This window comes from Alteromonas sp. ABH2_165 (assembly GCF_056159945.1).
In genome coordinates this window covers 804,607-818,869 of the sequence record NZ_JBSWWF010000001.1, presented here as the reverse complement: position 1 = coordinate 818,869, position 14,263 = coordinate 804,607, and the positions used below count along the sequence as shown (strand labels likewise).

Sequence of the window (14,263 nt, the reverse complement as noted above, 5' to 3'; positions counted from 1 at the left end):
TTTCAGCTAACACCCAGTTGATTGGGGTATAGCCAAGTTGGTAAGGCAGCGGGTTTTGATCCCGCCATCCGTAGGTTCGAGTCCTGCTACCCCAGCCATATTAAGAAAAGCCAGTCTTTTGACTGGCTTTTTTTATTTCCGCTTCCCTACCCGGCAAGCATTATTTTTCATTCAGAAAAATAAGATAATTATTCAGAACAGGTGATGAATCACTTTTCCCGTTCGTCTGTTCTGATAAGATAAATAACAACACACAATCATAAGAACAAAATAAACAGGAATTCATGTGATTAACGATATTGTATCGGCCGTAAATAACGTGCTGTGGGGTGACGGCCAGGTGCTTATCGTCATGCTGCTCGGATGTGGACTCTGGTTCACATGGAAGCTAGGCGCAGTTCAGCTTCGCCACTTCACGCACATGTTCAAATTAATGAAAGGCAGTACCTCTTCTACCAAGGAAGGTATTAGTTCATTTCAAGCGTTGTGCACTAGCCTGTCAGCTCGAGTAGGTACCGGCAATCTCGCTGGCGTAGCTGTGGCCATTTCATTAGGTGGCGCAGGCGCTATTTTTTGGATGTGGGTGATTGCCTTCTTAGGCATGGCTACTGGTTTTGCCGAAAGTGTCCTAGGACAATTATATAAAGTCCGCGACGAGAACGGCGAATACCGTGGTGGACCGGCTTATTATATCAAGCAAGGGTTGAACAAAACCTGGCTTGCCGTTGCCTTTTCGCTTTGTCTCTTCTTTGGTTATGGTTTCGTATTCAGTGCAGTACAGGCCAACACGATTACCGATGCACTGAACAATGCTTACAGTTTTAATCCACTCTATTCTGGCCTGGTGATAATTGGCCTGGCGTCGTTGATTGTCGTTGGCGGATTACGCGGTATCGCTCGCTTCGCTGAATGGATTGTGCCGTTCATGGCCATTGGCTACGTACTGGCTGCCATCATTATTGTGGTGCTCAATATTACCGAGTTGCCCGCGGTGTTGATGTCTATTATTAAATCGGCATTTGGCTTACAAGAAGCCGGTGCGGGCATGCTAGGAGCCGCCATTAAAAACGGTATTCAGCGCGGGCTGTATTCTAACGAAGCAGGCTCAGGTAGTGTGCCCCACGCAGCTGCCAGTGCCGCGCCTAATCCGAATCACCCGGTATCGCAAGGATATGTACAAATGCTTGGTGTGTTTGTTGATACCATGATTTTATGTACGGCTACGGCGTTTATCATCTTATTGGCAGGCGGCGAAGCTACCGGTCACATGGAAGGGATTGGCATGACCCAGGCGGCCATGACCAAACATATCGGTATGGGCGGTGAAGACTTTGTTGCCGCTGCAATCTGTCTGTTCTCATTCACTTCCGTGGTAGCGAATTATGCCTATGGTGAAAGTAACCTGCATATGTTCAAACTGGACAATAAAGCGGGAAGACTGGCTTACACCGTAGGTTACCTCGGCATGATTTTATGGGGTTCACAGGCCGCACTACCAACCGTATGGGCCATGGCCGATATGGCGCTGGGTTTGATGTCTGTGATCAATATCATTGCTATTGTGTGGATGACACCAACCATTGTTTCTATCAGCAAAGATTACTTTAGCAAACACGACCGTGGTGGCGATATGGAGTACAAAACTGGCGACTGTGAGATCCAGGGAAAAACTGAAGACGGTATCTGGTAAACGAATTACGGCTATCTGCTTAAGATAGCCGTTTTTGTTTTACTTCATCGGCGACCACGCAAACTTTTCGAATGCCGCATCTACAGGCGTTTCAGCAAGATGATTGGTATAATTACTCATCACTTTCTGAGCTAGAATTAATATAATATCTAACATATTTCTTGATGTGTAACCCGCATCAGTAAAGCCTTTCATCGCCGCATCGTCAATGTGTCCACGACCTCGGGTGACAGAGAGGACTGCATTTCTCAGGGCATTTAACTTTGCATCTTCAAGCTCTTCATTATTACGCAATGCATCAATGAGTTTATCATCAACTTTCATGCTTTTAGCAATGCCTGTATGCGCAGGGACGCAATAGTGGCACTGGTGTTCCACGTTTACCGTTTGCCAGACCACGGTTAATTCATCTGCAGAAAAATCTGTTTTCTGAGCTAAATCATGAAGCACCTGATAACCTTCCAGTAATTCAGGAGATGATGCCATGACCGCATGTAAATTGGGGATCATTCCGAAAGACTTCTTTGAATTTTCCAGTAATGGCTTAGCTTTATCGGGAGCAGTATCTTGAGTATGTAATGTATAAGTAGTCATAAAATTCTCCTTTAAGTAAAATAATCAACGCAATGTGGTTGCTCTATAACTATGATATAGGGGCTTTGAACGATCGTTCAACCACCAATTTGAACATTTGTTCAAAAAAATAATTTTTAGGCTATGTTTCATGAAATTAACCAATGAAGAACTGATTAAGAGTGCGACTGCAGTATTCTGGAAAAAAGGCTATAGCGCTGTGGGCATGCGTGAGTTGCAAACCGCATTGGATATGCGGCCAGGAAGCATTTACCACCGATTTAAAAGTAAAGATGGCTTGTTTCAGCTGGTGATAGAAACGTACGTAGAGGATAGTAAAAGTGATATAGAGGCCTGTTCCACCTTTCCGGATACGCTTGCAGAGTTAGAAAAATATTTTGTCAGTGTGACGACGTGTCCCGGAGACTTGCAGTACCAACGTCAATGTCTGCTGGTCAGAACACTTTCTGATATGGAACAATTGCCGGAAGCGATCAGGCAGGTAGTAGTTGAAGGGATGGCGGCGCTGAAATCAGCATTTTTGTTGGTGTTGAAGAATGCTCAGCAGCAAGGCGACATATCACAAGAAGCTGATCTCAATGAGCTGGCCGCCTGGCTTCAATGTCAATTCGTTGGTCTTAGAACACAGGCTTTTGTCTGTGATGACGATGAACAAACTAGACGACTGATAAGCAGAGCGATGAGCGAATTAAATAGCGCCGCCTGAGATGACACAGGCTGAATTAACCCTGCATCATCATCCGAATAAGCTGTATTACCAGTGATATCATCACCAACGGCCAAATCCAGCGGCTGATTTTTCCCGCGGTTTCCGGACTTACCCGCATATTCGAACGTTCAATCAGTGGCACTATGATAAACAGCGCTGCGAAAAGCACACCCAGTAAGATCAGAACTTCCATTCATCCATCCCCATCGCATATTTGAGTATCTTGTGTTTTATCGGTTCCGCCATATCAGCGCCTTTCAACATCAGGTTTCTAATCCATTTAACTGGGGGTATTTCATTACTAAACAAGAGGTAGAAACTGTCCATAGCCGACATCATCATTAAGTTGTCCCGCTTACGAGGTGCTTCATAAGCTGTCTTAAGCTGATGGTGAAATTCTGGCTGCTCCGGTTTACAGGTTGCAGTAACAGCCAACAACGCGGCCACATCTTTGAAACCGAGATTCACGCCCTGCCCGGCCAACGGGTTAATGGTATGAGCGGCATCCCCTACCAGAATAACGCCGGGACGCACGTAGTCTGATGCGTGGGAACGGGTGAGCACAAAGGACGCTTTATCCAGTATGGAAAATGGACCTATCCGATCTGGAAAATGTGATTGGATTTCTTCAGTGAGTTGTTGCTTGCTTAAACTTTTCAGCTGTTTGATGCGCGTTGCATCGTCGTACCAAATTAATGAGGCATAATTGCCGTACATTGGCAACAGCGCCCTGGGGCCACTCGGGTAAAACTGCTGCCAGGTTTCAGAACCGGGATCACTTTGCAATTCTACCGTAATGCCCATAGCTTGTTGGCCATATTGCCATCCTGTGGTGCCGATTTGTGCAAGCGCCCTCACCTGACTGCGAGCACCGTCAGCACCAATAAGGTAACGACATTGCAATACCTCATGATTGTCCAGTTCAACCGCGGTAATGCCTTCAGTTACTCGGTATCCAAGCAGTTTTGTCTGATTAATCCAGGTCACATCATAATCGGCAAGCGCCTGATGACAGCCAAGTTGTATCAGGCGGTTTTCAACAAAGTAACCTAAAAGCGACTGACCGATACTCTGTGCGTCAAATTCGGTGGCCATTGATGGCTGTTCCCACACCGACAATTTACTGTAAGGTTTCACCCGGTAATTCTCAATAAATGACCATGCCCCCAGCGCCCGCAGTAAATCCACCGAAGTGAGACTAATGGCTGAAAGTCGCAGGTCCGGCTTCTGGCCTGGGTCGAAAGCTTGCGGCATGGCTGTTTCAATAATAGCCACCTTATAGCCCTGTTGCGTAAGCCCCAACGCGAGCGCCGCACCCACCATGCCGCCGCCATTTATACAAAAATCGAACATATCTGATATTCCGGACATAACAACTCCCTGAGTAAGGCCGCATTATGACGCAAACTGTTTTTAACTACCAACCACCATGATTTCTGCCTTGCGTTAGATCAGCCAGCTATACTTAACCACATTAAAGTGCCTAACAGATTTAACGAATCACTGGGCAAACCGCACCACAAAATGTAAAATACGCGGCTATTTTGAACACATGCCGGCCATTTATCGTGATTACCCTTTGGTGGTCCCTGCCGGAAAACCTGAAATCGTGATGTGAATATGACCAAGAAGCTGTATATCAAAACCTGGGGCTGTCAGATGAACGAGTACGACTCGGAGAAGATGGCAGATCTATTGGACTCTACCCATGGTTATTCGCTTGCGCAGGAAGCTGAGGAAGCGGACGTTATCCTCCTGAACACCTGTTCGATCCGTGAGAAAGCACAGGAAAAGGTGTTCCACCAACTAGGCCGCTGGAAAAACCTGAAGAAAGACAAGCCAGAACTCATTATTGGCGTAGGCGGCTGCGTGGCCTCACAGGAAGGTGACCATATTCGTCAACGCGCGCCATTTGTAGACATCGTATTTGGCCCGCAAACCCTGCACCGCTTACCAGAAATGATTAAACAACTGCACGGCGGCGCATCGTCAGTGGTTGACGTGAGCTTCCCCGAAATCGAAAAATTCGATTCACTGCCCGAGCCGCGTGCAGAAGGACCTACAGCCTTTGTATCTATTATGGAAGGTTGCTCCAAGTACTGTACATTCTGCGTTGTACCTTACACCCGAGGCGAGGAAGTGAGCCGTCCGGTGGATGATGTCATTCTGGAAATTGCCCAATTGGCCGAACAAGGTGTGCGTGAAGTCAACCTGCTAGGTCAGAACGTAAACGCGTTCCGTGGTGAACACCACGACGGTACTATCTGTCGCTTCGCCGAACTGCTTGAGCTGGTTGCAGCTATCGACGGTATCGACCGCATTCGCTATACCACGTCGCATCCGGTTGAATTTACTGACGACATCATCGCGGCTTATGAAAGCATTCCGGAGCTGGTTGATCATCTGCATTTGCCGGTACAAAGTGGTTCAGACCGTATTCTGAATATGATGAAGCGTGGTCACACGGCATTGGAATACAAATCAAAAATCAGAAAGCTGAAGAAAGTGCGTCCTAATATCTGTATGTCGTCTGACTTTATCATTGGCTATCCGGGTGAAACCGATGCTGATTTTGAAGCCACCATGGATCTCATCCAGGCCATTGATTACGACCTGAGCTTTAGCTTCATTTATAGTGCCCGTCCGGGTACACCCGCGGCAGACGCCGTTGATGACGTGAGTGAAGAAGTGAAAAAGCAACGTCTACACCTTCTACAGCAACGTATTACACAACAAGCACTGCGCATTGCCCGTCACATGGTAGGCACCGAACAGCGTATTTTGGTGGAAGGACCATCGAAAAAGAACCCAATGGAACTGTCTGGCCGCACTGAAAATAACCGTGTTGTGAATTTCGAAGGTATGCCTGACATGATTGGTGAATTCGTTGATGTGAAGATAACAGACGTATTCACTAATTCACTGCGTGGTGAAGTGGTTCGCCGAGAGAAAGATATGGGCTTGCGTGTGGCAGTTTCGCCCCAATCTATCATGGCAAAGCATCAGAACGACGTTCCCGATGCACTTGGCGTGGGTCAATACGTCCCCGCCTAATTTAATTTAAGAAGTGAGGAATAACAGAACTTGAGTACTCTGGTAAGCAACGAAGTAATTTTAGAACCTGCAGACAATAAACGTTTATCCAGCCTGTGCGGCCCGTTTGACGACAATATCAAACAAATTGAACGCAGATTGGGCGTTGAAATCAGCTATCGCAACAATGAATTTAAAATATTGGGCGAAGCACTTCAGGCCAACGGTGCTGCTGAGCTACTCAAGCTCCTCTACATTGAAACACAGCCGGTAAAGGGCTTAGTACCGCAACTCGAACCTGAACAAGTCCACCTGGCCATTCAGGAAGCCCGATGCCTTGAGCGTGAAGAGACCACCGTGTACGGTAAAGAGATTAATATCCGTACCAAACGTGGCGTCATCAAGCCCCGCAATCCCAATCAGGCACAGTATGTTGCCAACGTCGTTAATCACGATATTACCTTTGGTATTGGCCCAGCCGGTACGGGTAAAACCTATCTGGCGGTTGCCTGCGCGGTTGATGCATTAGAGCGTCAGGAAGTTCGCCGTATTCTGCTTACCCGTCCTGCGGTTGAAGCGGGCGAAAAACTGGGTTTCCTACCTGGTGATTTGTCTCAGAAAGTCGATCCGTATTTGCGCCCACTCTACGATGCGCTCTTTGAGATGCTGGGGTTCGAGAAAGTCGAGAAGTTAATGGAGCGCAATGTCATTGAAGTTGCCCCACTGGCTTATATGCGTGGTCGTACGCTGAATGATGCGTTTATCATTCTGGATGAGTCGCAAAATACAACCACCGAACAGATGAAAATGTTCCTCACCCGTATCGGCTTTAACTCCAAGGCTGTGATTACCGGCGATATCACGCAGGTTGATTTACCGCGCGGTGTGCGCTCAGGCTTGCGTAACGCCATTGAAGTGCTGGAGAACGTGAACGATATTTCGTTTAATTTCTTTAAAGCAGAAGACGTGGTGCGTCACCCTGTGGTTGCCCGTATTGTTACCGCTTATGAAAAGCACGACAGTGAACAGGAAAAAGTGCGTTTAGCAAAAAAAGTGGCCGCAGAACAGGAAAAACAGAATCAAGCTGCCGCCTCCGATACCGCAAATAAAGAGGCTGGTGACGCCGGGAACAAACCGTGACCGCCATCATCGACCTTCAGCAAGCTTATACTCCGCAAGATGCAATTGCGGCGCGCATTCCCGATGAATCCATGCTTACCACTTGGGCTAATGCTGTGCTCGCGGCATTAGAAACCGAGGAGAAAGAAATCACGGTTCGCTTCGTTGATGAAGAGGAATCCCACGAACTGAATCATCAGTACCGTGGCAAAGATAAACCTACCAATGTGCTGTCTTTTCCGTTTGAATGCCCTCCGGGCGTGCCATTGAATTTGCTGGGTGACTTAGTGATATGCGCCCCTGTCATCGAGAAAGAAGCCAGTGAGCAAAACAAAATGGTGAACCACCATTATGCCCATATGGTCGTGCATGGAATCTTGCACTTACTGGGTTATGATCACATTGAAGACGATGAAGCAGAAAAAATGGAAGCGCTTGAAATTAAAATTTTAGCGCAATTATCCATTGACGACCCGTATCAAGAGCTTTAACTTTTACTAAAACACTCAATATTTAAGAGATTTATGAGCGAAGACAACCCTCACTCTACCAACGGCTCGACGAGCAAAGGTTGGTTCGATAAGCTACGAACGACATTTTCCGGCGAGCCGAGAAGTAAAGAAGATCTGGTGGATGTAATCACCGAAGCCGAGCACCGTGAACTGATTGATCCCCAAACCCGGGAAATGATTGAAGGCGTCATCGGTGTTAACGAGATGCGGGTAAGGGACATAATGATCCCCCGCACTCAAATGGCCACCATTGATATCAACCAGAAGGTAGACGAGTTTCTTCCTATTATCCTTGATACCGCGCATTCCCGGTTCCCGGTAATAAGCGAAGATAAGGACCACATTGAAGGTATTCTGTTAGCAAAAGACTTGCTGCTTTATGCTTTTACCCCCGATAAAGCGTTTGAGCTGAAAGACGTGATACGCCCGGCGGTTATCGTTCCTGAGAGTAAACGTGTGGATGTTCTGCTTAAAGAGTTTCGACAGCAGCGTTATCACATGGCTATCGTGGTCGATGAATACGGTGGTGTTTCTGGTCTGGTTACTATTGAAGATATTCTCGAACTCATTGTGGGCGAGATTGAAGATGAATACGACACCGACGAAGACGGCACTGACGACATCAAGCCGCTGAACAAGTCTACCTATACGGTGAAAGCACTCACACCGGTGGAGGACTTTAACGACTTCTTCAAAACCACGTTCAGTGAAGAAGAAGCCGACACCATCGGCGGTATTGTGCTGAAGGCTTTCGGGCACATGCCTGAAACCAATGATGAAATTACCATCAGTGATATTCATTTCAAAATTACTAACTCAGACAAACGTCGTTTGGTTCAACTCAAAGTGACAGTTCCCTCCATGGAGTAACGCGTTCTGAAAACGTTTGTTCCCTATTTACTGGCGCTCCTTAGTGGCGCCAGTGTTACATTTGCCTACGCCCCATTTTCTCTATGGCCTGTAACCTTTCTGGCCGTTGTGCTTGGTATCCGTCAGCTGACAAAAACCCGTCGCCCGTTTCTCACCGCTTGGTTGTTCGGCCTTGGCTGGTTTGGCGCTGGGATCAGTTGGGTACATGTCAGTATTGCTGATTTTGGTGGCCTACCTATTATTCTCTCAGTTGGGCTCATGCTCATACTTTGCAGCTATCTGGCGCTTTATCCCGCGTTAGCACTGTGGCTGAGCCAAAAGTACTTCCCACCTCGTTTATGGCCACTGGCGCTGCCATTTTTCTGGACATTCACTGAGTTTCTTCGAAGCTGGATGCTATCTGGATTTCCCTGGTTATCACTGGGGTACAGCCAAATAAACAGCCCTTTGGAAGGCTGGGTTCCGTTAATTGGAGAAACCGGCGTCACTGCCATTGTTATTGCGCTGTGCGCGGCTTTGGCGGTATATCGATTTAGCAAGCAGTATGTTGCGCTAGCGGCCCTGTTTATTGCTGCCTTTGTTCCCGGTTGGATACTTACTGGCAAATCGTGGACGCAACCTGCAGCTACCTACAAAATAGCGATGGTACAGGGCAATATTGCCCAGTCACTGCGTTGGGTACCAGAACAAGACATGCCCACCATGGAGAAATATCGCGCCTTGAGTGAGCCGCTATGGGACAGTGATTTGGTAGTATGGCCTGAGGCCGCCGTGCCGAAATTGGAATTGCTGGCCAGTGATTATCTAGTAGAAATGGATAATTTAGCGCTGAACACAGACTCTGCGCTTATCACCGGCATTGTGAATTACAACTTTGAATCTGATGAAGCCTGGAATAACTTGCTCGTGCTGGGTAAACGTAAGCCTGACGATACGTACGGCAGCTATCATTATTTTCATAACAATCGTTATGCCAAGCACCATCTGTTACCCATTGGCGAGTTTGTGCCCTTTGAAGATATTTTAAGGCCATTAGCCCCGTTATTTGACTTACCCATGTCGTCATTTTCTCGGGGGGATTTTGTACAGACAAACCTGGTAGCAAATGGTATTCATTTGGCGCCGGCAATTTGTTTTGAAATCGCCTTTCCCCATCAGGTCGCCGCAAACGTACACAACGATACCGATATGATTATTACCGTGAGTAACGATGCCTGGTTTGGTCATTCCCACGGTCCGGCGCAGCATTTAGACATCGCCAGAATGCGGGCCCTAGAACTCGGTAGACCGGTATTGCGCGCCACCAATAATGGGATCACTGCGTTTATCAACGAAAAAGGTGACGTTACGTCAATACTTCCCCAGTTTGAGGCTGGCAGTTTGTCGCAAATCGTTCAGGCCCGTAAAGGGATGACGCCCTACAAAAAGTTTGGCGATATTATGCTTTGGTTACTGACAACGGCTTTCTTAGCAGCCGCTTTTTTTATCAAGCGTAAACAATAACTTAACAAAAAAAGATATTACACTACCTGGAAAGCCAGTCGTCTTTTAATCAGGCTGGCTTTTTCGCGATTTGCCACCGATTTTTTGCGATAACCGTAATTCTATCTGTGCTCTGATTGAGTAAAGTATTCTGTTCTAAGAATAAATCAGGGAATACCCAAAATGAAAACCAGAATATTTAAAACCGGTTTGCTTGTGAGCGCCCTCGCCCTTTCTAGCGCCCTCGCGTTTGCCAAGCCTTTAGTCATTACCGCCGATCGCATGATTGATGTGAAATCAGGTAAAGTGATTAACGCCGCCGCAGTGATTATCGACAATGACATGATTATCGACGCTGGCGCACGCAAAGCACTGGACCTTCCCGCCGATGCTGAAACCATGGCACTGGGCGACTACACGCTAATGCCTGGCCTAATGGATATGCACGTTCACCTTGTCGGTGATTCCGACCATCATGGTTATGCCACCTTGGGGACATCAGTATCCCGCTCACTACTGTATGGCGTAAAGCATGCCGAGAAAACCCTGATGGCAGGCTTTACCACCGTGCGGAATGTTGGCGCGCCGGGCTTTACCGATGTAGCCCTGCGTGATGCCATCAACGATGGGGATATTAAAGGCCCACGTATGTTTGTATCAGGGCCCGCATTGGGTGTTACTGGCGGCCACTGTGACAATAACCTGCTGCCATACGACGCGCACGCGAAGAGTGAAGGTATAGCGGATGGTCCGTGGGAAGTGCGTCAACGAGTGCGTGAGAACATCAAATACGGTGCGGATGTCATCAAGTTCTGCGCGACCGGTGGTGTACTTTCTAAGGGCACAAAAGTGGGCGCGCAACAATATTCTGAAGAAGAAATGAAAGCACTCATCACCGAAGCCCACCTGCGTGGCCTGACTGTGGCCAGCCACGCACACGGCACCAGTGGCATCAAAGCCGCAATTCGCTCAGGAGTAGATTCAGTAGAACACGTGAGCCTGTTAGATGATGAAGCCATTGAACTAGCAAAAGCGCACGGTACTTACTTCTCCATGGATGTATACGTAACGGAATATATTTTAGGCGAAGGTGCCAAAGCGGGTATTCTGGAAGAGAGCCTGGCGAAAGAACGTATGGTGGGCAGCGTACAGCGGGAGAACTTTCGTAAAGCTGTTAAGGCCGGTGTAAAAATGGTATTCGGCACCGATGCCGGCGTATATCCTCACGGTGATAACGGCAAACAATTCGCTCGTATGGTGAAATTTGGTATGACGCCCATGCAGGCCATCCAGGCGGCAACCATCAATTCAGCTACCCTGTTGAAGCAGGAAAATAACCTGGGCACCCTGGAAGCAGGTCGTAAAGCCGATGTGGTAGCCGTAAAAGGCAACCCCCTTGATGACATGTCGCTTATGGAAGAAATTGGCCTGGTGATTAAAGACGGCCACGTTGTAAAACAACTGGCGATGTAACCGCCAAGGGCGATACGACTCTCGTATCGCCCGAATCCTTCTGGCATACTGTCGCCGAACACGTGTTGTTGCCCAGGTTGGGGACAACCAAACCATATTGCTTAACTGGATATGCCCATGCCTTCTATCGATCTGACACCACTCTACCGTTCGTTTATCGGCTCTGATCACCTTGCCACCCTAATTGAGGCCGCAAACCGCGCAGAAAAACAAAGCAGTTACCCGCCCTACAACATTGAATTGCTCAGCGAATACAAATACCGCATTACCATGGCGGTAGCAGGCTTCAGCCAGCAAGAAGTGCTAGTAGAAGTGCAGGACAACACCTTACGTGTTGCGGGTAAAAAAGCGCAAACCCAGCAAACAGAACGCAAGTTTTTGCATAAGGGCATTTCTGAACGTAACTTTGAGCGCAAATTTCAGCTGGGCGACAACGTGAAAGTACTGGCCGCCGATATGGAAAACGGCTTACTACATATTGATTTGGAACGTATTATTCCTGAACCGAAAAAAGCGCACCGCATACAAATTGGCGGCAGTAAGCTAGGCCATAACGAGTAGCGAATACCGATTTTAAGGCATTAATTGCTGCGCTAGCTTGTCATAAATAGGCAGATGATGCTCATGGACATCTGCCTGATTAATGCGACTTAGCGCTTCCCGGCCAGCTTCCTCTCGTCCCTGCAAAACATCCAGTTCGATAATGCGTAACTTGAGATAGGTTAGATCTTTGCTTTGATATTCACCAAGTGCAGTTTGCATAGAGGCGATTGCCTGCTCAAACCAATAACGAGACAGCTCAAATTGCTCAGTTTTGCGCAGTGTCACAGCGAGATTCGCTTGTCCGAAGGCCAGCATCATAGGTTCGCCAATTTGCTCACTGGCGTCGACAACTAAACGATAATATTCAATCGCCCGGGGGTAGTCCTTCAAAAACCAAGCTACATGGCCAATCGAGAGATTGAGTGGTGCTTTCGCGTAAGGGTTTTGTATATTGGCTGTTTTGTCCACGGCCCACTTTGCGACGTCGTTGGCCGTTTCATACTGTTTCAGGTAATTGTACAGATTAATTAGTTCAGCGAGTCGACGAGGGTCAGGCAAACGGTCAGAGCTAGACATGATCAAGTCACGGGTAAAGCGAACATATTTTTCACCGTTGGCGGTATCTCCCTCAGTGAGCAATTTCTTTGCATAAATGGTGTAAACGACAATGCGAAATACATCGGGGGCGTTTTCTAATCTCGCATAGCCTGCCACTTCATCAATGGAGATATCAAGGTTTTCAAGCTCCCAGCGTGCCGAGAGGTTGTAATACATCAACATGTACCAATCACGTTCGCCGGCAGTTTTATGTTTCAATAGCGCTGACGTTTCAGTTCGACACGCCACTGCATCTATCAAACAATCGTCCAGACTTGCATAAGACAACGCAAACGCACTGGCAGAGAAACCAGTACAGCAAAAAATAAATAATCGGATACCGTGGAGCACAACACATTCCCGGTCAGGTAGACATCTGAATTTTCACTTCCTTACCTGTACGCAGAGGGCGCAAGAAATAGCCGAACGGCAAACTCTCAAGCGTGAAGAATGATACAGCGAGCAAAAGCCCAGCCTGAGACAGTGTAGTTATCCATTTTTAAAATTGCCCAGGCATACTCCATCTGCGCAACAACGCCGGAGTATACCTTAATTTATGAAAAGTGTTTGCATGAAAATGCAACAAACAAAGTGCCAGACAATTAGCGTCCAGCGGAAAGATGAGTTTTGGTGAACAAGTGCGTTTGCGAAAGCCAGTCTTTAAGCACTGCATGTTCAGTGTCACTAATCCCGATCACTGACATGTGGGTTTCGTTATTGTTTATAATTCGCGTTACATTATCCAGCCCCTGCCAGCGCTCTGTGCGACGAATGTTACTGGCTAAATCCATACCCGAGCCGTAAGTCAGAATGGGCACTGACAACGCTGGCAAATCAGAAAACATATCGGTTTGTTCCAGCGTGATGCCAGCACGGCTTAACGCTAACTCAGCTCCAGCCTTAATTGATGAGTCTGGAACCAGTTTGCTCAATCGAGGTTTGAACATATGCGCCACACCAATGGTAGCGCGATCGAAACGATCCATGGGCGCAAGCAGAATAAGGCCAGAAATGGCATCCACTTGACGGGCCGTTTTTACTGCGGCCAGTGCGCCCATAGAGTGACCCACCAAATAAACAGGCTCGTCGGCGACAGGAATGATTTGTTCAATGAATTCTGCTAACAAGTCACCATCGCGCACACCAAAACCTAATGGTGCCTGAGACTCACCCTGCCCCATGAGATCAGGTTCAATAACACGAAACCCGAGGGCCTGAAAATAGAAGCCGGTGTTCATCCAGCTCTCTTTCTTGGCGCCATAGCCATGAATTAATACAACGGTACCTGAAAATTCGCCGACATCTTCAGGGGATAGCGTGACTTCTTTTAGAAAACTAAATTGATTGCCAAAATCCCGGGAAACGGAAAAAGATAACGAAGGTGGCTGTTGAATCGCTGCCGCACCATCGCGGTAAGGAATGCAATAATTTGAGACTTCACTACACCAGCGCTTTTCAATTACACCCCAACGGGCATACTCGGCATCGAGCGTTGCTTGTTCGTAATGAATAATTTGTGTGGGAGATTCTATGCGCTCCGCCACCATCCTTGAGCAGCCACTAAGAGCGATAAAAACAACTAGCAAAAATACGTGTTTCACTGCCTGTACCGCGTTACTTCTCTGCAGCCGGATGGCTGGT

Annotated in this window: 14 protein-coding genes and 1 tRNA gene; 10 read left to right on the top strand and 5 right to left on the bottom strand. The window is 47.6% G+C overall.

Features of this window, described 5'->3' with window-relative positions:
- Window positions 1-22 precede the first annotated feature (22 nt).
- Both ACXAFQ_RS03605 and ACXAFQ_RS03600 read left to right on the top strand, forming a co-directional pair.
- A tRNA-Gln gene (locus ACXAFQ_RS03605) sits at window positions 23-98 on the top strand.
- Between the two features lie 188 nt (window positions 99-286).
- On the top strand, window positions 287-1,690 hold the full coding sequence (locus ACXAFQ_RS03600; RefSeq protein WP_474818189.1) for an alanine/glycine:cation symporter family protein: 1,404 nt from the start codon (window positions 287-289) through the stop codon (window positions 1,688-1,690).
- 39 nt (window positions 1,691-1,729) lie between these two features.
- Here ACXAFQ_RS03600 and ACXAFQ_RS03595 read toward each other — a convergent pair whose 3' ends face one another.
- Window positions 1,730-2,284, bottom strand: coding sequence for a carboxymuconolactone decarboxylase family protein (locus tag ACXAFQ_RS03595; protein WP_474818188.1), 555 nt, complete (start codon window positions 2,282-2,284; stop codon window positions 1,730-1,732).
- A gap of 130 nt (window positions 2,285-2,414) precedes the next feature.
- Between ACXAFQ_RS03595 and ACXAFQ_RS03590 the strand changes: the two genes are divergently transcribed.
- Window positions 2,415-2,990, top strand: a complete 576-nt coding sequence (locus ACXAFQ_RS03590; RefSeq protein WP_474818187.1) for a TetR/AcrR family transcriptional regulator — start codon at window positions 2,415-2,417, stop codon at window positions 2,988-2,990.
- 16 nt (window positions 2,991-3,006) lie between these two features.
- On the opposite strand, the gene ACXAFQ_RS03585 is transcribed toward ACXAFQ_RS03590, so the two are convergent.
- Window positions 3,007-3,186: a hypothetical protein gene (locus tag ACXAFQ_RS03585; protein ID WP_070123522.1), complete on the bottom strand. Its 180-nt coding sequence runs from the start codon at window positions 3,184-3,186 to the stop codon at window positions 3,007-3,009.
- A complete protein-coding gene (locus ACXAFQ_RS03580; RefSeq protein WP_474818418.1) occupies window positions 3,174-4,346 on the bottom strand; it encodes an FAD-dependent monooxygenase in 1,173 nt (390 codons plus the stop codon). Before ACXAFQ_RS03580 ends, ACXAFQ_RS03585 begins: the two co-directional genes overlap by 13 nt.
- A gap of 267 nt (window positions 4,347-4,613) precedes the next feature.
- On the opposite strand from ACXAFQ_RS03580, the gene miaB reads away from it, so the two are divergent.
- From miaB to ACXAFQ_RS03545, 7 genes are all read left to right on the top strand, one after another.
- Entirely contained in the window at window positions 4,614-6,047 is a 1,434-nt protein-coding gene (gene miaB, locus ACXAFQ_RS03575) for a tRNA (N6-isopentenyl adenosine(37)-C2)-methylthiotransferase MiaB (RefSeq protein WP_474818186.1), read from the top strand.
- 30 nt (window positions 6,048-6,077) lie between these two features.
- Window positions 6,078-7,166, top strand: coding sequence for a PhoH family protein (locus tag ACXAFQ_RS03570; protein WP_474818185.1), 1,089 nt, complete (start codon window positions 6,078-6,080; stop codon window positions 7,164-7,166).
- Window positions 7,163-7,636 carry an rRNA maturation RNase YbeY gene (gene ybeY, locus ACXAFQ_RS03565; protein WP_474818184.1) on the top strand — a complete coding sequence of 158 codons (474 nt, stop codon included), beginning with the start codon at window positions 7,163-7,165 and terminating at the stop codon, window positions 7,634-7,636. Before ACXAFQ_RS03570 ends, ybeY begins: the two co-directional genes overlap by 4 nt.
- 33 nt (window positions 7,637-7,669) lie before the next feature.
- On the top strand, window positions 7,670-8,527 hold the full coding sequence (gene corC, locus ACXAFQ_RS03560; RefSeq protein ID WP_474818182.1) for a CNNM family magnesium/cobalt transport protein CorC: 858 nt from the start codon (window positions 7,670-7,672) through the stop codon (window positions 8,525-8,527).
- 6 nt (window positions 8,528-8,533) lie between these two features.
- Window positions 8,534-10,030: an apolipoprotein N-acyltransferase gene (lnt, locus tag ACXAFQ_RS03555; RefSeq protein ID WP_474818416.1), complete on the top strand. Its 1,497-nt coding sequence runs from the start codon at window positions 8,534-8,536 to the stop codon at window positions 10,028-10,030.
- 162 nt (window positions 10,031-10,192) lie between these two features.
- Complete coding sequence (locus ACXAFQ_RS03550; protein ID WP_474818181.1) at window positions 10,193-11,482, top strand: Xaa-Pro dipeptidase; 1,290 nt, start codon at window positions 10,193-10,195, stop codon at window positions 11,480-11,482.
- 117 nt (window positions 11,483-11,599) lie between these two features.
- Window positions 11,600-12,043 carry an Hsp20 family protein gene (locus ACXAFQ_RS03545; protein ID WP_474818179.1) on the top strand — a complete coding sequence of 148 codons (444 nt, stop codon included), beginning with the start codon at window positions 11,600-11,602 and terminating at the stop codon, window positions 12,041-12,043.
- Between the two features lie 12 nt (window positions 12,044-12,055).
- Here ACXAFQ_RS03545 and ACXAFQ_RS03540 read toward each other — a convergent pair whose 3' ends face one another.
- Together ACXAFQ_RS03540 and ACXAFQ_RS03535 are read right to left on the bottom strand one after the other, a co-directional pair.
- Entirely contained in the window at window positions 12,056-12,973 is a 918-nt protein-coding gene (locus ACXAFQ_RS03540; protein WP_474818178.1) for a tetratricopeptide repeat protein, read from the bottom strand.
- A gap of 251 nt (window positions 12,974-13,224) precedes the next feature.
- The gene (locus ACXAFQ_RS03535) at window positions 13,225-14,223 is read right to left on the bottom strand and encodes an alpha/beta hydrolase (RefSeq protein WP_474818177.1); all 999 of its coding nucleotides are present in this window, start codon (window positions 14,221-14,223) and stop codon (window positions 13,225-13,227) included.
- Between the last annotated feature and the right edge of the window lie 40 nt (window positions 14,224-14,263).